The sequence below is a fragment of the Micrococcus sp. Alg238-R198 genome, assembly GCF_900537135.1.
Classification (GTDB): Bacteria; Actinomycetota; Actinomycetes; order Actinomycetales; family Micrococcaceae; genus Micrococcus; species Micrococcus luteus.
The window spans coordinates 19657-38264 of sequence record NZ_UNRH01000007.1 but is presented as its reverse complement, the minus strand read 5'-3'; the positions used below and the strand labels follow the sequence as shown (position 1 = coordinate 38264).

At 73.9% G+C, this 18608-nt stretch carries 16 protein-coding genes; 10 read left to right on the top strand and 6 right to left on the bottom strand.

Annotation, left to right across the window (positions count from 1 at the left end; genetic code table 11):
- Positions 1-20: 20 nt before the first annotated feature.
- Both pgm and G6R13_RS08105 read left to right on the top strand, forming a co-directional pair.
- Positions 21-1739, top strand: coding sequence for a phosphoglucomutase (alpha-D-glucose-1,6-bisphosphate-dependent) (pgm, locus tag G6R13_RS08110; protein WP_061867216.1), 1719 nt, complete (start codon positions 21-23; stop codon positions 1737-1739).
- A gap of 207 nt (positions 1740-1946) precedes the next feature.
- Positions 1947-3452 (top strand): aldehyde dehydrogenase family protein, encoded by a 1506-nt coding sequence (locus G6R13_RS08105; RefSeq protein ID WP_061867219.1) that lies wholly within the window; start codon positions 1947-1949, stop codon positions 3450-3452.
- 11 nt (positions 3453-3463) lie between these two features.
- Here G6R13_RS08105 and G6R13_RS08100 read toward each other — a convergent pair whose 3' ends face one another.
- Both G6R13_RS08100 and G6R13_RS08095 read right to left on the bottom strand, forming a co-directional pair.
- Positions 3464-4303, bottom strand: a complete 840-nt coding sequence (locus G6R13_RS08100; protein ID WP_163721352.1) for a glycerophosphodiester phosphodiesterase — start codon at positions 4301-4303, stop codon at positions 3464-3466.
- A gap of 131 nt (positions 4304-4434) precedes the next feature.
- Entirely contained in the window at positions 4435-4893 is a 459-nt protein-coding gene (locus G6R13_RS08095) for an Lrp/AsnC family transcriptional regulator (protein WP_036316550.1), read from the bottom strand.
- Positions 4894-5016: 123 nt separating this feature from the next.
- Here G6R13_RS08095 and G6R13_RS08090 point away from each other — a divergent pair, with 123 nt between their 5' ends.
- The 6 genes from G6R13_RS08090 to G6R13_RS08065 all read left to right on the top strand — a co-directional run bounded on the left by G6R13_RS08090 (position 5017) and on the right by G6R13_RS08065 (position 11502).
- Positions 5017-6447, top strand: coding sequence for a DUF6421 family protein (locus tag G6R13_RS08090; protein WP_041103501.1), 1431 nt, complete (start codon positions 5017-5019; stop codon positions 6445-6447).
- 3 nt (positions 6448-6450) lie between these two features.
- The gene (locus tag G6R13_RS08085; RefSeq protein WP_036316546.1) at positions 6451-7128 is read left to right on the top strand and encodes an SDR family oxidoreductase; all 678 of its coding nucleotides are present in this window, start codon (positions 6451-6453) and stop codon (positions 7126-7128) included.
- A gap of 1 nt (position 7129) precedes the next feature.
- Positions 7130-8203, top strand: coding sequence for a low specificity L-threonine aldolase (locus G6R13_RS08080; RefSeq protein WP_041103500.1), 1074 nt, complete (start codon positions 7130-7132; stop codon positions 8201-8203).
- A 100-nt stretch (positions 8204-8303) separates the two neighbouring features.
- Entirely contained in the window at positions 8304-9806 is a 1503-nt protein-coding gene (locus tag G6R13_RS08075) for an amino acid permease (RefSeq protein ID WP_036316542.1), read from the top strand.
- Positions 9807-9828: 22 nt separating this feature from the next.
- Complete coding sequence (locus tag G6R13_RS08070) at positions 9829-10920, top strand: hypothetical protein (RefSeq protein WP_041103499.1); 1092 nt, start codon at positions 9829-9831, stop codon at positions 10918-10920.
- Positions 10921-10953: 33 nt separating this feature from the next.
- Positions 10954-11502 carry an NYN domain-containing protein gene (locus G6R13_RS08065; RefSeq protein WP_036316538.1) on the top strand — a complete coding sequence of 183 codons (549 nt, stop codon included), beginning with the start codon at positions 10954-10956 and terminating at the stop codon, positions 11500-11502.
- Between the two features lie 22 nt (positions 11503-11524).
- On the opposite strand, the gene G6R13_RS08060 is transcribed toward G6R13_RS08065, so the two are convergent.
- Entirely contained in the window at positions 11525-12373 is an 849-nt protein-coding gene (locus G6R13_RS08060) for an HAD family hydrolase (RefSeq protein WP_041103498.1), read from the bottom strand.
- A 73-nt stretch (positions 12374-12446) separates the two neighbouring features.
- On the opposite strand from G6R13_RS08060, the gene G6R13_RS08055 reads away from it, so the two are divergent.
- On the top strand, positions 12447-13523 hold the full coding sequence (locus G6R13_RS08055) for a malate dehydrogenase (protein ID WP_041103497.1): 1077 nt from the start codon (positions 12447-12449) through the stop codon (positions 13521-13523).
- A gap of 103 nt (positions 13524-13626) precedes the next feature.
- Here the strand turns inward: G6R13_RS08055 and G6R13_RS08050 are convergent, their stop codons facing one another.
- Positions 13627-14547: a carbohydrate kinase gene (locus G6R13_RS08050; protein WP_010079702.1), complete on the bottom strand. Its 921-nt coding sequence runs from the start codon at positions 14545-14547 to the stop codon at positions 13627-13629.
- 126 nt (positions 14548-14673) lie between these two features.
- Between G6R13_RS08050 and G6R13_RS08045 the strand changes: the two genes are divergently transcribed.
- On the top strand, positions 14674-16011 hold the full coding sequence (locus G6R13_RS08045; protein ID WP_163721350.1) for a solute carrier family 23 protein: 1338 nt from the start codon (positions 14674-14676) through the stop codon (positions 16009-16011).
- 168 nt (positions 16012-16179) lie between these two features.
- On the opposite strand, the gene G6R13_RS08040 is transcribed toward G6R13_RS08045, so the two are convergent.
- Together G6R13_RS08040 and G6R13_RS08035 are read right to left on the bottom strand one after the other, a co-directional pair.
- On the bottom strand, positions 16180-17571 hold the full coding sequence (locus tag G6R13_RS08040) for an aspartate aminotransferase family protein (protein WP_163721348.1): 1392 nt from the start codon (positions 17569-17571) through the stop codon (positions 16180-16182).
- Between the two features lie 51 nt (positions 17572-17622).
- A complete protein-coding gene (locus G6R13_RS08035) occupies positions 17623-18528 on the bottom strand; it encodes a hypothetical protein (protein WP_061867204.1) in 906 nt (301 codons plus the stop codon).
- Positions 18529-18608 lie beyond the last annotated feature (80 nt).

Genomic DNA, 18608 nt, shown 5'->3' with positions numbered 1-18608 from the left:
CCCGTGCCAAGGTGTGGCACATGACCGAGAACACCGCCGCCCTGCCCCCCTCCGAGCGTCCCGGCACCCCCGCCCTGCCGCAGGACCTGATCGACGTCGACGCCCTCCTGGAGGCGTACCGCACCGGTCACCCGGACGTGACGGACCCGGCGCAGAAGGTCGTGTTCGGCACCTCCGGCCACCGCGGCTCCGCGTTCACGACCTCGTTCAACGACGACCACATCGCCGCCATCACGCAGGCCGTGGTCGAGTATCGCGCGCACCACGGGATCACGGGGCCGGTCCTCGTCGGCAAGGACACGCACGCCCTGTCCGGGCCCGCGCAGGAGACCGCCGTCGAGGTGCTGCTCGGCAACGACGTCGAGGTGCTCGTCGACTCCCGCGGCGGCTACACGCCCACCCCCGCCGTGTCCCACGCGATCCTGCACCTGAACGCCGGGCGCGAGCTGTCGCCGTCGGGCTTTGCGGTGGACGGGGACAACGCCGGCCTCGTGGACGGCCTCGTGATCACCCCCTCGCACAACCCGCCCGCGGACGGCGGCTTCAAGTACAACCCGCCCCACGGCGGCCCCGCGGACACCGAGGCGACCACGTGGATCGCCGACCGCGCCAACGAGCTGCTCGCCGCCGGGCTGGCGGGCGTGCACCGGGTAGCGAGCGCCGACGTCGCCGGCCACGCGAAGCTGGGCGGCTTCGACTTCCTGGACCGGTACGTGTCCGATCTGCCGCAGGTGATCGACGTGGAGGCGATCCGAGAGGCGGGCGTGCGCATCGGCGCCGACCCCATGGGAGGGGCGTCCGTGGCCTACTGGGGCGAGATCGCCGACCGCCACGGGCTGGATCTGACCGTGGTGAACCCGGAGGTGGACCCGCGGTTCGGGTTCATGACCCTGGACTGGGACGGCAAGATCCGCATGGACTGCTCGTCGCCGAACGCGATGGCCTCGCTGATCGAGCGGATGACCCCGGACGCGGACGGGCAGGCGCCCTTCGACGTCGCCACCGGCAACGACGCCGACGCGGACCGGCACGGGATCGTCACCCCCGACGGCGGGCTGATGAACCCGAACCACTACCTCGCGGTGGCCATCGACTACCTGTACCGCCACCGCGAGCAGTGGCCCCAGAGCGCGGGCGTGGGCAAGACCCTGGTGAGCTCCTCGATGATCGACCGCGTGGCCGGGGACCTGGGCCGCGAGCTCGTGGAGGTGCCGGTGGGCTTCAAGTGGTTCGTGCCGGGCCTGCTGACGGGCACCGGCGTGTTCGGCGGCGAGGAGTCCGCGGGCGCGTCCTTCGTGCAGTTCGACGGCAGCCCGTGGTCCACGGACAAGGACGGGCTGCTGCTGTGCCTTCTGGCCGCGGAGATCATCGCCGCGACGGGCCAGTCCCCGTCCGAGCGGTACCGCGACCTCGTGGCCCTGCACGGCGACCCGGCGTACGCGCGCATCGACGCCCCCGCGACCGCCGAGCAGAAGGCGAAGCTGAAGACCCTCTCCCCCGACGACGTCCCCGTGACCGAGCTGGCCGGCGAGACCATCCTCGCGACGCTGACCAACGCCCCGGGCAACGACGCCCCGATCGGCGGGCTCAAGGTGGTGACGCAGCACGCGTGGTTCGCGGCGCGGCCCTCCGGCACCGAGGACGTCTACAAGATCTACGCGGAGTCCTTCCGCGGCCCCGAGCACCTGACGCAGGTGCAGGCGGAGGCGCAGCGGCTGGTGGACGCGGTCATCGGCTGACCCCCGCCCCATCTCCCCTCCCCCCGTCCGCTTTCGTTCGGGAAACGGCGGCGTGTCGCACCGCTTTCGTTCGGGAAACAGCGGGGCGCGTGCGCCGTTTCCCGAACGAAAACGCCGTGGCGCCCGTCGGGGCGGCACCAGCGGCCGGAGGACGACGACGGCGCCCCGCCCTGCCGCCGCACAGGGCCGCTCGGTAGCGTGGCCGGCATGAGCACGCAGCCCCCCGGCCTGACCACCGACTCCCCCGACTCCCCCGCCGACGATCCGGTCCGCGAGCCGTTGCCCACCGAGGCCCTGCCGATCGCGCCGGCCGGGCCCCGACCCGAGGAGCCGCGGGCCGCCGTCGAGCGGCTGCGCGCCGCCGCCCGCTCCCGCGCCGCCCACCCGCGCGCGGTGCGGGTGCGCCAGCTCAAGGGCCTGAAGCGGATGCTGACCGAGCACGCGGACCGGTTCGTCGCGGCGCTCGGCACGGACCTGGGCAAGCCGGCCACCGAGGCGCTGATCACGGAGATCGTCTCGGTGCGCTCCGAGGTGGACCACGCGCTGCTGCACCTGACCGACTGGATGGAGCCGCGGCCCGTGAAGCTGCCGCTGGCCCTGCGGCCCGCGAGCGCGGAGGTCAGGCCGCGGCCCAAGGGTCTCGTGCTGGTCATCGGCGCGTGGAACTACCCGGTGCAGCTCGCGCTCGCCCCGGTCGTGGGTGCGCTGGCGGCCGGCAACACGGTGGTGCTCAGCCCGTCGGAGAAGGCCCCGGCCACGGCGGCGGCGCTGCGGGAGCTGGTGCCGCAGTACCTGGACTCCGCGCTGGTCTCCGTGGTGGCGGGCGGCAAGGAGTGCAACACCGCGCTGCTGGCGGAGCCGTGGGACCACATCCTCTACACCGGCGGGGAGCGCGTGGGCCGGATCGTCTACGAGGCGGCGGCGAAGACCCTCTCCCCCGTGACGCTCGAGCTGGGCGGCAAGTCGCCGGCGGTGGTGACGCCGTCGCGGAACACGGGAGCGATGGCCCGCCGCATCGCGTGGGCGAAGTTCACCAACGCGGGCCAGACGTGCGTGGCCCCGGACTACGTGCTGGCCGTCGGCGAGGCCGCGCTGCGCCAGGTGACCGCCGAGCTCCCCGCAACCCTGCGCGAGTTCTACGGCGACGACCCCCGCGCGTCGAAGGACTACGGCCGGCTCATCTCCGCCGAGCACGCGGAGCGGCTGCGGGAGATGCTCCAGACGGACCTCGACGCCGGCGCCGAGCTGCTCGTCGGCGGCGACGTGGATGTGGCAGGACGGTACATGGCGCCGACCGTGGTGACGGGCGTGCGGCCCGACGGCGCGCTCATGCAGGAGGAGCTGTTCGGCCCGATCCTGCCCGTGCTGACCGTGGACACCTTCCAGGACGCCCTGGACTTCATCGCGGAGCGCCCGCACCCGCTGGCCGCCTACCTCTTCACGGACCGGCCGAGCTACCACCGCGCGTTCGACGACCAGGTGCAGGCCGGCGGCCTCGGCTACGACGTCGGCCTGCTGCACGCCGGCATCGCGACGCTGCCGTTCGGCGGGATCGGCGCGTCCGGGATGGGCGCGTACCACGGCATCCACGGGTTCGAGACGTTCTCCCACCTGCGCCCGTCCATCACGAAGTCGGACCAGGTGGACACGCTCAAGACCGCGTACCCGCCGTACGGGCGGATGAAGCGGGCGCTGCTGCCGAAGATGCTCTGAGGGGGCGGGGATCAGCGCTGCGGCCAGAAGCCGCGTCGGGCGTAGACCTCAGCGAGGACGTCGGCGCGGTCGGTCATGACGCCGTCGACGCCGAGGTCGAGCAGGCGCTCGATCTCCGCGGGCTCGTCCACGACCCACACGTGCACCGGCAGGCCCGCCGCGTGGCACCGCCGCACGAAGTCGGCGGTGGCCACGGGCACGCGGCCGTGCCGGACGGGCACCTGCACGCAGTCGACGTCGAGGGCGCACCGGCGCAGCCAGCGGGTCAGTCCCAGCGGGCCCAGCGTCACGAGCGCCGCGATGGCGGCCGCCCCGCCCGACGTCGCCACCCGCTCCGGCCCGTACGCCCGCTCGGGGTGGCCGAGGCGGGCGAGGGCGCGCCGGAAGAGGCGGCGCCGCGAGTCGTGGAACGAGGCGACGAGCACGCGGTCCCACGCGCCGTGCTCGGCGAGGATGCGGGCCAGGGCCGGGGCCGACGCGCGGTCCTTGAGGTCCACGTTGAGGCGCGCCTCGGGGAGCGCCGTGAGCAGTTCGGTGAAGCGCAGCAGCGGCTCCCCGCCGACCGTGACGTCCGCCAGCCGCTCCCACGTGTGGTCGCGCAGCCGGCCGCGGCCCGTGCTGACGCGGTCCAGGGTCTCGTCGTGGAACACGATGAGCTCGCCGTCCGCGGTGGTGCGCACGTCCAGTTCGAGGTAGGTGAACCCGGCGGCGTGGGCGTCCATGAACGCGGCCAGGGAGTTCTCCCGGTCGACGGCGGCGCCCCGGTGCGCGAACCCCAGCGGGTGGCCGCGACGGGCGGGGACGGAGTCGGTGAGGTAGGCGGGGGCGGGACGGGGCGAGGTCGGACGCACGGGATCACCGTAGCGGGGACGGACGGCCGAGTGCCCGCTGCCGCAGCCGGGAACGCGAGAGGTCGGAATGAGCGTCAGACCCGCCCTCATTCCGACCACTCACGTGACAGGTGGGGCCGACGCGCCCGCCCTCAGTCCTCCGCCGGCAACTCCAGCATGGGGCGGTGCTCGTAGAAGGTCTGCAGCACCACGGTGGTCCGGGTGGACACCGACGCCGTCTGGCGGATCTCCGTCACGAGGGCCTCGAGCTCGCGTGGCGAGCCCACGCGCACGAAGAGCATGTACGCGGCGTCGCCGGCCACGGAGTGGCACGCCTCGATCGCCGCGATGGACTCGAGGAGCTCGGGGGCGTCGTCGGGCTGGCGCGGGTCCAGCGGGCTGATCTCGATGAACGCGGAGAGCGGCCTGCCCACGGCCTCGGGGTCGAGCAGCGCACGGTAGCCCGTGATGACGCCCGTGCTCTCGAGCCGGCGCAGGCGCGCCTGCACGGCGGAGGTCGAGAGGCCGACCCGCTCGGAGAGCTGGGCGAGCGTGGCGCGCGGGTCATGGGAGACGGCGGCCGCAAGCCGCGCGTCGACAGGGTCGTCCATGCGCCGCACGCTATCAGCCGGCCCCGGCCGCCGGGTTGACAGCCCCATGCCCTCATGGAAACCTTCCGGCAAGTGATCCGCATCACCGGATATTTTCCGGCGATTCGACCTCAGGAGGGTTCCATGTCCACCACTCTGCAGCCCGCCCGGACCGACGTCGTCGTTCCGGAGACCCCGGCCGACGCGCGCACCGTCGAGACCCACCCGGCCTGGCTCCGCCTCAAGGCCGCCGCCACCGCCCTGCAGCCCCTGCAGGTCAAGGACGGCTCCATCCCGGACCCCGCGGACCACGCCGCCGCGCGCGAGCACGTGGAGACCATCGTCGCCGCCGTCGAGGAGCTCGCCCCGCTCTTCCCACACGACGCCGCCTACCTCGCCGCCCTGCCCCGCGACTTCGCCCGCTGGGCCGACGGCGGCTTCGGCGTCCCGGACTTCCTGGACTCCCTCGTCGCCTTCCAGCCGCAGGAGCACCGCGTCGACGGCGTCCGGCACCTCGTGGTCTTCCCGATGTACACGCAGAACGGCTCCCCCGACCGGCACGTGGAGGCCCTCGTCGTCGAGACCATCTGGCCCGAGTTCATCGCCGAGCTCGAGGCCGGCGACTACGGCAACCGCCTCTTCGTCTCCCTGCGCCTGATCGACTTCACCCCCGGCTACGACACGAACTCGGCCGTCCTCTTCCCCGAGACCGTGGCCATGCGCGAGATCCCCACCTTCACGTGGGGCGCCATCTTCCAGGACCGCGAGGCCGCCCGCTTCCGCCGGGTCGTCACCGCCGCCGCCGAGATCACCCAGCTCGAGCTCCCGGCCGAGCTCGCCGAACTGCTCTCCTGCCAGGAGCTCGCCGAGGGCACCTTCGTGATGTGGGACCTCATCCACGACCGCACGCACATGCGCGGCGATCTGCCCTTCGACCCGTTCATGATCAAGCAGCGCATGCCCTTCTTCCTCTACACGCTCGAGGAGATGCGCTGCGACATGACCGCCTTCCGCGAGTGCGTGGCGATCGAGCGCCGCCTCACGGCGCGCGCCGCCGCCGGTGAGCAGCTCACCGCGCTCGAGGAGCAGACCCGCCGCCACGCCGGGCTCGTGCAGCACGCCGTCCTCTTCGACCGCGTCTTCCGCTTCGCCCTCACCGGCTCCCGCGTCCGCAACTACGACGGCCTCGGCGGCCAGCTGCTCTTCGCCTGGCTGCACCGCAAGGACGTGATCCAGTGGCGCGACGTCGAGCTCAGCGTGGACTGGGACCGGCTCGCCAACGCCGTCGTCGAGCTGGGCGACGCCATCGACACGCTCTACTGGGAGTCCATCGACCGCCCCAAGACCGTGCACTGGCTCCAGGCCTACGAGCTCGTCGCCTCCGTGGTCACCCCGCACCCGGCCTCCGTGTGGGCGCAGGGCCTGCCGCGCGAGGTGCTCGCCGGCCCGCCCAAGGGCTACACCGACCTCGTGCTCGACGACGAGTTCCCGCTGTCCATGTTCTTCGAGGCCCTCGAGAAGAAGATGTGCGGCGTCATCGAGTCCACCGCCGGGATCCGCGGCACGGACGCCTGACCCGTGGCCGCCCTGACCGACCGCGCCGTCCTGATCGCGGGCGCCACGAGCGCCTCGGGCCGGGCCGCCGCCCGCACCCTCCTCGACGCCGGCGCGCACGTCGTCGCGACCGGGCGCGACGCCGCGAAGCTCGCCCCCCTCGCCGAACTCGGCGCCGAGACCGCGGCCCTGGACCTCACGGACGAGACCGCCGTCCGCGGCCTCGTCGAGGACCTGCACGCCCGCGGCACCCGGATCGACGGCCTGCTCCACCTGGTGGGCGGCTGGCGCGGCGGCGGGGGCCTCGCCGGCCAGACCGAGGAGGACTACCGCGCCCTCGAGGCCTCGTTCACGGCGCTGCGGCACGTGAGCCGGGCCCTCGACGACGACCTGCGGGCCTCGTCCGCCGGTCGCCTCGCGATCGTCTCGTCCACGGCGGTGACCCGGCCGCTCGCCGGCGGCGCGAACTACGCCGCGGTGAAGGCGGCGAGCGAGGCATGGACCCGCGCGGTCGCGCAGGGCTGGGCCAAGGCCGCCCGGGACGCGGAGGCGCCGCTGCGCTCGGCGGCCGTCGTGTTCCGCGTGAAGTCCCTCGCCGGGCTCGAGGAACGGCTGGCCGAGGAGTACGCGCGACTGTGGAAGGCTGAGGCGGGCGCGCTGAACGACGCCGTCCTCACGCTCCAGGAGAAGGGAACGGACTGACATGCAGAGGATCCACGATCCGCAGGAGCGGGGCTTCGCCTCGGACAACTACTCCGGCGTCCACCCGGAGGTGCTCGCGGCGATCGCCGAGGCCAACGGGGGCCACCAGGTCGCCTACGGCGAGGACGTGTACACGGCCCGCCTCCAGGAGGTCGTGGCCCAGCACTTCGGCAAGGACGCCACCGCGTGGCCGATGTTCAACGGGACCGGGGCGAACGTCGTCGGGCTCCAGGCCATGCTGCCCCGCTGGGGCGCGGTGATCTGCGCGGACACCGCGCACATCCACGTGGACGAGGGCGGCGCGCCCGAGAAGTCCGCCGGCATCAAGCTGCTGCCCGTGGCCACCGACGACGGCAAGCTCACCCCCGAGCTGATCGCCGCCGAGGCCTGGGGCTGGGGTGACGAGCACCGCGCCCAGCCCCTGGTCGTCTACCTCACCCAGTCCACCGAGCTCGGCACGGTCTACACCCCGGACGAGGTCAAGGCCATCACGGACTACGCCCACGAGCACGGGATGCGCGTCTACATGGACGGCGCCCGCATCGCCAATGCCGCGGCCTCCCTGGGCCTGCCGCTGCGCGCCTTCACCACCGACGTCGGCGTGGACGTGCTCTCCCTCGGCGGCACCAAGAACGGGGCGCTGCTGGCCGAGGCCGTCGTCGTGCTCGACCCGGACGCCGCGGACGGCCTCGTGTACCTGCGCAAGAACCAGATGCAGCTGGCCTCGAAGATGCGCTTCGTCTCGGCGCAGCTGCTCGCCCTGTTCGACGGCGACCTGTACCTGCGCTCCGCCCGCCACGCCAACGCCATGGCCGCCCGGCTGCGCGCCGTCATCGAGGCGGGGGTCGCCGACGGCTCGCTGGCCGGCGTCGAGTTCACGCAGGCCACGGACGCCAACGCCGTGTTCGCCGTCCTGCCCGAGGGCGTGGCCGACCGGCTGCGCGCCCGCTTCCGGTTCTACGACTGGGACGCGGCGCGCCGCGAGGTGCGCTGGGTGTGCGGCTTCGACACGACCGAGGAGGACGTGGACGCGTTCACGGCGGCGCTGCGCGCCGAACTCGTCCCCGCCGTCTGACGGACGCGCCCGGCCGGGATACCCTTCTACCACCGTGCAGCAGGGTGGGACGCCGCGGCCTTCGACGCGCGTCCGACCGCTCCTCCACCGAAAGGCCACCGTGGACACCAGCGCACCCCGGACGTCCCCGTCGACGCCGGCCGCCTCCGCCGCCCACGCCACCCATGAGGGCGGCTCCCTGCAACGCACCCTCAAGTCCCGGCACCTGACGATGATCGCGATGGGCGGCGCCATCGGCACGGGCCTGTTCGTGGCCTCGGGCAACACCATCGCGACCGCCGGCCCCGGTGGCGCCCTCGTGGCCTATGTGGCCATCGGCTTCATGGTGTTCCTGCTGATGCAGTCGCTCGGCGAGATGTCCACGTACCTGCCGGTCTCCGGCGCGTTCGAGGAGTACTCGACCCGCTTCGTGAGCCCCTCGTTCGGCTTCGCCATCGGCTGGAACTACTGGTACAACTGGGCGATCACGGTGGCCGCCGAGCTCGTCGCGGCGGCCCTGATCATGCGGTACTGGCTCCCGGACGTGCCCTCGTGGATCTGGTCCGCGATCTTCCTCGCGCTGCTCTTCGGCCTCAACGCCCTCTCCACGCGCGCCTACGGCGAGAGCGAGTTCTGGTTCTCGCTCATCAAGGTCGCCACGGTGGTGATCTTCCTGGTGCTCGGCGTCCTGATGATCGTCGGCATCCTCGGCGGCTCCTCCCCCGGCTTCCACAACTGGACGGACGGCGAGGCCCCCTTCGTGGGCGGCGGCGCCGGCATCCTGGCGATCTTCATGGTGGCCGGCTTCTCCTTCCAGGGCACCGAGCTGGTCGGCGTGGCCGCGGGCGAGGCCGAGGACCCGGAGAAGAACGTGCCCAAGGCGATCCGCACCGTGTTCGTGCGCATCCTGCTCTTCTACGTCGGCGCAATCACCGTCGTCGGCTTCCTCATCCCCTACACCAGCCCCCACCTGCTGGGCAGCGACGTCGAGGACATCTCGATCTCCCCGTTCACGCTCGTCTTCGAGAACGCGGGCGTGCTCGCCGCCGCCTCCGTGATGAACGCCGTGATCCTCACGGCCATCCTCTCCGCGGGCAACTCGGGCCTGTACGCCTCCACCCGCATGCTCTGGGCCCTGGCCGACTCCGGCAAGGCCCCGCGCTTCCTGGCGAAGGTGAACCGGCGCGGCGTGCCCATGAACGCCCTCTACGCCACCACCGCGGTGGGCGCGGCGTGCTTCCTGACCACGTTCATCGGGGACGGCGCCGCCTACGTGTGGCTCGTCTCCGCCTCGGGCCTGGCCGGGTTCATCGTGTGGATGGGCATCGCCTGGAGCCACTACCGGTTCCGGCGGGCCTACGTCGCGCAGGGCCACGACCCGAAGGACCTGCCCTACCGCGCCTTCCTGTTCCCCCTGGGCCCGATCGTCGCGCTGGTCATGTGCGCCGTCGTGATCCTCGGCCAGAACTACCAGGCGTTCATGGGCGACGTGGACCTCGTGGCCGTGGCCAGCGCGTACATCGGCCTGCCCCTGTTCCTCGCGCTGTGGCTCGGCCACAAGCTCGTCACCGGCTCGAAGCCGGTCCGCTACGAGGACGCCGACCTCACCCGCGTCCTGGACTGAGTCCCCCACCTCGGAGGTCGCCGTGCCCGCCCCCTCCTCCCACGCTCCCGCCGCCACCCACACCGCCCGGGGCCGCCTGGTCTGGGTGGACGTCGCGCGCGGCCTGGCCCTGGTCGCGATGATGGTCGCCCACACGGCGCCCGCCGGCGGCCCGGGTGGGGTGCTCCACCTCTCCGAGCACCTCACCGCGCCCCTGTTCGCGGCGCTCGTGGGCGTGGGCGCGCGCCTCGAGGTGGAGTGGCTGGGCCGTGGCCGGGCCGTGCCCCGCGCGCTTGTGCGGGCGGCCGCCCTGTTCGGGGCGGCGTGGCTGACCGGGCTCTTCGGGGCGGCCGTCGTGAACGTGCTGGCGCACCTGGCTGTGCTCACGGTGCTCATGGCACTGCTGGCCGCCCTCCCCCTCGCCGCGCACCTCGTGCTCGCCGTCCTGGCCGGCGGAGGCGGCCTCCTGCTCGCCGCCACACCGACGGCCGACGTCGTCGACCGGCTCCTCCCCGCCGCGCAGGCGCTCGGGCTGAGCCGCGCGACGCTGACCCCGTGGGTCTCCGCGTTCCTCACGGACGGCCCGTACCGTCTCCCCCTGTTCCTCGCGTGGGCGCTGCTGGGGGCGGTGCTGGTCGCCACCGTCCACGGAACGACGACGGCGGCCCCGGCCCGGCGCGCACGGCTCACGGGGCTCGCCTGGGCGGCCGGGGGGATCGCGCTGGCCGGCGTCGTGCTCGCCCTGTCCCGGACGCAGACCGGCGCCGCCCCCGTGCCCTACACGGCGACCCCCGCGGAGGCCCTGCTGGACACGGGCCTCGTGCTGACCGTGCTCGGCGGGTGCGCGGCCCTGGCGCCGCGGTGGGCCGGGCTGCTGGCCGTGCCCGGCGCGATGACGCTGTCCGTGTACGTGGCGCACCTGTGGTACCTCGGCTGGGTGCGGGGGCTCGGACCCGGGCCGTGGCGCAGCGCCACGGGCACGGACGACACGTGGTTCAACCTGGCCGTGCTGGTGGCCGGCGCGCTGCTGCTGCCGCTGCTGTGGCGGGCCGTCGTGCGTATCGGCCCGTTCCGCGCGGGGCCGCTGGAGGGCGTCGTCCGCCTGCTGACGGCCCCGTTCGACCGCGCGCGCTGACCGACGTCCACCCCAGCGGGTAGCCTCGAGAGCGTGAGCGAGCGAACCACCTACCTGCTGATCGACGGCGAGAACATCGACGCCACCCTCGGCACGTCCATCCTGCAGCGGCGCCCCCAGCCCGACGAGCGGCCACGCTGGAAGCGCCTGCTCGGCTACCTCGAGGACCGCTGGGACCAGCCGGTCAAGGGCCTGTTCTTCCTCGCCATCGACGGTGAGATCCCCATCCCGTTCGTCCAGGCGCTCACCGCCCTCGGCTTCCAGCCGATCATGCTGCGGGGCGAGGGCAAGGTCGTGGACATCGGCATCCAGCGCACCGCGGAGGCGCTGCTGGGCCGGGAGGACGACGTCGTCCTCGTCAGCCACGACGCCGACTTCGCCCCCCAGCTCACCGACCTCGCGGCCACGCCGGGCCGACGCACCGGGATCATGGGCTTCGAGGAGTTCCTCTCCCACGAGCTGCGCCGCATCCCCGGGGTCGAGTTCTTCGACCTGGAGCACGCGGTGGGCGCGTTCGACTCGTCCCTGCCGCGCCTGCGCGTGATCGACGTCGAGGCGTTCGACCCGAACGAGTTCCTCTGACCCGCCGGGGGCGGCCCGCGGCTCAGTCCGTGGGCAGCTCCAGCAGGCGTTCGACGGTGGCGGCCACCCCGTCGTCGTCGCACGCCCCGACCACGCCGTCCGCCGCGGCCAGCAGCGACGGGTGGCCCGAGGCCACGGCCAGGCCGAGACCGGCCCACTGGAGCATCTCCAGGTCGTTGGGCATGTCCCCGAACGCGACGACGTCGGCCGGCGCGACCCCCCGGCTCGCGGCGAACTCGGCGAGGGTCGCCGCCTTGTGCACGCCGGGCGCGGACATCTCCACGAGCGCGATGCCGGGCGCGGAGTGCGTGGCGCTCACGAGCTCGTCCAGCTCGGCGCGGGCCGCGGCGAGGAAGGCGTCCGGGGACAGGGTGTCCGAGCGGGCCAGCAGCTTCACGACGCCCAGCCGACCCGGCAGCGCGGCCTCGAGCGTGGCCGCCGCGTGGACCTCGGCCCGGAACTCCGCGCGCTCGGAGAACGCGTGCTCCCAGAAGAAGCCCTCGAGGGTCTCGGCACCGAAGGACACGGTGCGGTCCAGCGCGCGCAGCCGGTCCGTGGCGGTCCACACGGCCTCGACGGGCATGGGGTGGGCGATCAGGACGTCGTCCGTGGCGGTGTCCACGACGACGGCGCCGTTGGAGCAGATCACCGGGCCGACGGGACCCAGCTGCGCGCTCAGCGGGCCGAGCCAGCGGAGGGGACGGCCGGTCACGAACACCACCTCGACGCCGGCGTCGTGGGCCTCGCGCAGCGCCGCGATGGTGCGCGGGCTCAGGCGCCCCGACCGCGTGTGCCGGTACCCGATGATGGTGCCGTCCAGGTCCGTCGCGATCATCCGCGGACGGCGCGAGGGCAGGGGCAGGGCGGGCATGCGCCCAGTCTAGGCCGGGGCCGTGCGGCGGGCCGGGGTGTCCTCCGCGGGCGAGCGGGGGCACGATGGGGGCGTGGACACCGCACAGCAGACCACCGCACAGGACACCGCCCCGGACCCCGCGTCGACGACGCCCCGCACGGTCACCGTCACCGGCGCCGCCGGCAACATCGGCTACGCGCTGCTCTTCCGCATCGCCGCCGGCGGGATGCTCGGCCCGGACACCCCGGTCCGGCTGCGCCTGCTCGAGATCCCGGCCGCCCTGGGCGCCGCGGAGGGCACCGCCATGGAGCTCGCCGACGCGGCCTTCCCGCTGCTGGCCGACGTGGAGGTCACGGAGGACCCGGCCCGCGCCTTCGACGGGGTGCAGCACGCGCTGCTCGTCGGCGCACGGCCGCGCACGAAGGGCATGGAGCGCGGCGACCTGCTCGAGGCGAACGGCGGGATCTTCGGGCCGCAGGGCCGGGCGATCAACGACCACGCGGCGCAGGACGTGCGGGTCGTCGTCGTCGGGAACCCGGCCAACACCAACGCGCTGATCGCCGCCGCGCACGCCCCGGACGTGCCGGCCGAGCGCTTCACGGCGCTGACCCGGCTGGACCACAACCGGGCCGTGGCGCAGCTGGCGGCGCGGGCCGGCGTCGCGGTGACGGACGTGTCCGGCGTGACGATCTGGGGCAACCACTCCGCCACCCAGTTCCCGGACCTCACCCACGCCCGCGTGCGGGTGGACGGGACGTGGCGGCCGGCGCTCGAGGTGGTGGACCCGGTGTGGGCGAGCGAGGAGTTCGTGCCGCGCGTGGCGAGGCGGGGCGCGGAGATCATCGAGGTGCGCGGGGCGAGCTCGGCGGCGTCGGCGGCGTCCGCGGCGATCGATCACATGCGCGACTGGACCCTCGGCACCGGTGTGGACGCGGACGGTGCGCCGCGCCGGACGTCGGCCGCGGTGGTCTCGGACGGCTCCTACGGGGTGCCGGAGGGGCTGATCAGCTCGTTCCCCGTGACCTCCGACGGCGGCACCGCGTGGCGGATCGTGCCGGGGCTGGAGCCGGACGAGTCCGTGCTGCCGGGTGAGGGCGGGCGGCTGGCCGCGACCGTCGCCGAGCTGGAGGCCGAGCGCGACGCCGTGCGAGGGCTGGGCCTGCTCTGAGGCGGCCGGGATCGTCTGCGTCTCTGACCCTTCTGGGGGCGTCCCCGCCCGCCGGAAGGGTCGGATGCGCAACAGATTCGTGCGGGGACGGGAGGGCGTGGGGTCAGTCCGCCAGCTCGGCCCGCGTGGGCGGGTCCGCCCCCGGGCGGGAGGCCGTGATCGCCGACGCGCGGGAGGCGTAGATCAGCACCGACTCGACGTCGGCCGGGTCCATCGCGTGCAGGCGGCCGCGGTTCGCGGCGCCGAGCAGGGAGCGGTCGTCGAGGGCGGCGAGCAGGGCGGCGGTGAACGAGTCGCCGGCGCCCACGGTGTCCGCGACGTCCACGGGCACGATCGGGCGCTCCACCACGCCGTGCGCGGTGACGGCCACGATGTCCTCGGCGCCGCGGGTCATCACCACGAACGCCGGGCCCATCTGCTGCCACGCCTGCAGCGACTCGCGCAGCGGGCGGTCCGGGTACAGCCACGCGATGTCCTCGTCCGAGGCGTGCACCACGTCCGCCAGCCGCACGGACTCCTCCGCGCGGGCGCGGGCGAACGCCCGGTCCGGCACGATCGTGGGCCGCACGTTGGGGTCGTAGCTGATGGTCGTGACCGCGGAGATCCGCTCGAGCAGGGCCATCACCTCGGCGTCGCCGGGGGCGAGCATGGTGGCGATGGAGCCGGCATGCATGTGGTGCAGCGGGCCGCCGGCGGCGTCGTCGAAGTCCCGGGCGAGCGCGGCGGCGGGCGGCAGCGTCCAGTCCAGCTCGAACTCATAGCTGGCGGCGCCCGTGGGGTCCAGGCGGGCGGTGGCCACGGAGGTGGCGGCGGCATCCGGCTCGAGCAGGCAGCGCACGCCGTTCTCCCGCAGATGCGAGGCGATCATGTCCCCGTGCGCATCGCGGCCGAGGCGGCCGGCGAACAGGACGGGCCGCTCCAGCCGACTCAGGCCCACGGCCACGTTCAGGGGGCTGCCCCCGACGTGCACGCGGGGGGTCGCGGTGTCCGAGACCACGACGTCGACGAGCGCCTCTCCGATCACACCACAGTACTGAGCCACGCGCCCCACGGTACCCTAATCACCGGCGCGGAACCGGGGCTGTGCTCAGGCTTCCAGGCCCCCGAGAAACGCCCGACACCCCCATCCCCGACCCCTCGGCAGGCGGCCATGTCCCCCACCCCCACCCGGCCCTCGCGCGGCCCCGGCTGGCGCCTCCACGGCGACGGCCGCACCATCACCCCGGGCACCGTCGTCGCCCCGGACGAGCGGCTGAGCTGGCCCCGGACCGTGGGCATCGGCGTGCAGCACGTGATGGCCATGTTCGGCGCCACCGTGCTCGTGCCCGCCCTGACCGGCATGCCCGCGACGACGGCGCTGCTCTTCTCCGGCCTGGGCACCCTGCTCTTCCTGGTCATCACGGGCAACCGCCTGCCCTCGTACCTGGGCAGCTCGTTCGCGTTCATCGCACCCCTGACGGCCGCCGCCACGATCGGCGGCACGGGGGCCGCGCTCGGCGGCATCCTCGTGACGGGCCTGCTGCTCACGGTGATCGGCGCGATCGTGCACCGCGCCGGCACCGGGTGGATCCACGCGCTCATGCCGCCGGCGGTGATGGGCACGATCGTGGCCCTGATCGGCCTCAACCTCGCCGGCGCCACGACGACGGCCATGCAGGAGGTGCCCGTCACCACGTTCGGCACGGCCCTGGCGGTGGTGCTCACGGCCGTGACGTTCCGGGGGCTCCTGGGCCGCCTGTCCATCCTCGTGGGCATCGTGGTGGGCTACGTGCTGGCCCTCGCGCAGGGCCAGGTGGACTTCGCCGCCGTCCGGGAGGCCGCCTGGATCGGGCTGCCGCCCTTCCATGGCCCGGAGCTGCGCTGGGACCTGCTGCCCCTGTTCCTGCCCGTCGTGCTCGTGCTGGTCGCGGAGAACATCGGCCATGTCAGGACCGTCGGGCTGATGACCAAGCGCGACCTGGACCCGCTCACCGGCCGTGCCCTGATCGCGGACGGCCTGTCCACCGTGCTCTCCGGCGCGGGCGGCGGCGTCGGCACCACCACGTATGCGGAGAACATCGGCGTGATGGCCAGCTCGCGCGTCTACTCGACGGCGGCGTACTGGGTGGCCGGCCTCACCGCGATCGCCCTCGCGTTCCTGCCGAAGTTCGGGGCCGCCGTCGCCACCATCCCGGCCGGGGTGGCCGGCGGCGCGGGCATCATCCTCTACGGGATGATCGGCATGATGGGCGTGCGCATCTGGGTGCAGAACCGCGTGGACTTCTCCAACACCGTGAACCTCATGACGGCGGGTGCGGGCCTGATCATCGCGATCGCCGACCCCCAGCTCGTGGTCGGCGGGCTCGTGTTCGGCGGCATCACGCTCGGCACGGTCGCCGCCCTGGTGGTGTACCACCTCATGACGGCGATCGCCCGCGCCCGCGGCACCGAGCCGGTGCCCGAGGACGAGGAGCAGTTCGAGGCCTCGGAGGCCGGCCGGCTCGGCTGACCCCGGCCCCGGGCGCCCCGCCTCGCGCATCCCCGCGCCACGCGCACTTTCGGTCGTGAGATAGGGCCAATCTCACGACCGAAAGCGCTGAGAACCCCCATTTCACGTTCGAAAACGCGGGGTGGGCGGACTGGGGCGGGGCCGGGCGGGGCTGGGGGGCGGGTCCCGTCAGCCGGCCGCGACCTCCTCGTCGGCGAGGGCGAGGACCTGGTCGAGCACGTCGAGGCCGAAGCGCAGGTCCTCGTCCGAGATGTTCAGCGGCGGGCACAGGTGGAACCGGTTCTCGGCCATGAACAGCAGCAGCCCGCGGTCCTTGGCCTCGGCCATCATCCGCCCCATCACGGGCGCGACCTGACCGAGCGGGGCCAGCCGCTCCCGGGTCTGCCGGTCCTTCACCAGCTCGACGGCCCAGAACGCGCCGGCGCCGCGCACGTCGCCCACGCTCGGATGGGCCGCGGCGATCTCGGCCAGGCGCGGCCCGATGACCTCCTCGCCGATGCGCTTCGCGTGGGCGACCATGCCCTCCTCCTCCATCGCGGTGATCGCGGCGACGGCGGCCGCGCACGCGAGGGGGTGGCCCGAGTAGGTCAGGCCGCCGGGGTAGGGCGTGGTCGCGAAGCTCTCGTAGACGTCGTCGCTCATGGCGACGCCGCCCAACGGCACATACCCGGAGTTGACCCCCTTGGCGAACGTGACGATGTCCGGGGTGACGCCCGTCAGCTGGTGGCCGAACCACTCGCCCACGCGGCCGAAGCCGACCATGACCTCGTCGATGATCAGCAGGATCCCGTGCTCACGGCACAGCTCCTTGACGCCGGCCATGTAGCCGGGCGGCGGCAGGAAGATGCCCGCGGTGCCGGGGACGGCCTCGAGGATCACGGCGGCCACGGTGGAGGGGCCCTCGAGCTCGATCACGTCGCGCAGGTGGGCCAGCGCGCTCTCGGCCTCCTGCTCGTCGCTCTCCGAGCCGAACGCGGAGCGGTACGTGTACGCGGGCTGGAAGTGCACGACGCCGTCGGACGCCGAGTCCGAGCCCACGCGCCGCAGGGAGCCGGTCAGGTTCGCCGTCAGGCGCGTGGCGCCGTGGTACGAGAGGTACGCGGAGAGCACCTTGTGCCGGCCCGTGTGCAGGCGTGCCATCCGCACCGCGTGCTCGTTGGCCTCCGCGCCCGCGTTCGTGAAGAACACGTGGTTGATGGACTCCGGCAGCCGCTCCGTGATCAGCCGGGCCGCCTCGGACCGGGCGTCGTTGACGTGCTGCGGGGCCACGGTGGCGAGCGTCTCGGCCTGTTCGCGGATCGCGGCCACGATCTTCGGGTGGCGGTGGCCGACGTTCGTGAAGACGAGCTGCCCGCTGAAGTCGACCATGGGCCGACCCTCGCCGTCCCACACCCACGACCCCTCGGCGTCGAGGATGGTCATCGGATTCAGATCGCGCTGCGCGCTCCACGAGTGGAACACGTGCGCGCGGTCGAGCTCGTGGGCGCGGCGGCCCCGCTCGATGGCCTCGTCGCTGATCCGGGGGTCCCGGCGACCGACGTGCTGCTGATGCTCGGACATGCGCCCTCCTTGGTGTGATGCGGGTCATTCCGAGCATAGGCGCGCCCGCCCTCAGCGCGAGCTGGCGCCCCGCCGCCCGCGCGCCACCCCCACGAACGCCTGCACGAGCTCCGAGTCGGCCGCCTTGAGCCAGGCCAGGGCGACGTCCCAGCCGGGGTGGCGGGCGTCGTCGTCGCCGTGGCCCGCGGGATCCGCCCCGTCGACGACGGCGGCGCCCGCCTCCGCCTCGGCCCGCGCCTGCTCGTCCGCGAGCGCGGACCGCGTGGCGGCGGCCTCGCGGTCGGCGCGGGACAGGCCCACGGTGTCGTCGAGGGTGGAGGCCAGCGGCAGCACGATCACGTCCTTGCGGCCGAACATGCGGGCCACGGACATCGGCAGCACGACGTGGCCGGCGCCGGACGCGGCGATCTCCAGGGCCATCCGCTCGCCCGCGCCGGGCAGCTCGGCGGCGTCCATCGGCTCCGGGCTGGGGGCCGGGGCGAAGCGGGCGGGATCCAGCTCCTCGTCCGGGTCGAGCTCGGCGGGCGGCACCGGGCCGTCCGCGTCCACGTCCCACGCGGCGAGCAGGTGGTCCCTGCCCACGCACACCACCGGCAGCTCGGAGTAGACGCCCACGAGGTGCACGTGCCGCGGGTCGACGCCGCCGGCGCGCAGGAACTCCTCGACGGGCACGTCGCGTCGGCGCCGCACGTAGCCCAGCTGCGGCAGGAAGTGGCGGGGCTGACCGGCGGCGTCGTGGGCGAGGTGGGCCAGCTGGGCCGCGTCGTCGTGGTTGACGAGCTGCACCGTGCGCTGACGCGTGGTGAACCGCTCCACCCACGTGGACGGCGTGGCCCCGGGGATGGTGGCCAGGAAGAGGGTCTCGGGCGGGACGGGCAGGTCGGCCGGTGGCGCGGGCGCGGGACGACGCCGGCCCTCGCCCCCGGCGCGGCCCGCAGGCTTCACGCCCTTGGCCACGCCGCGCCCGCCGCCGGAGCGGGTGGACCGGGCGGGGCCGCCCCTGCTCGCGCGGGACTTCCCGCCCCGGCCGCCACGGG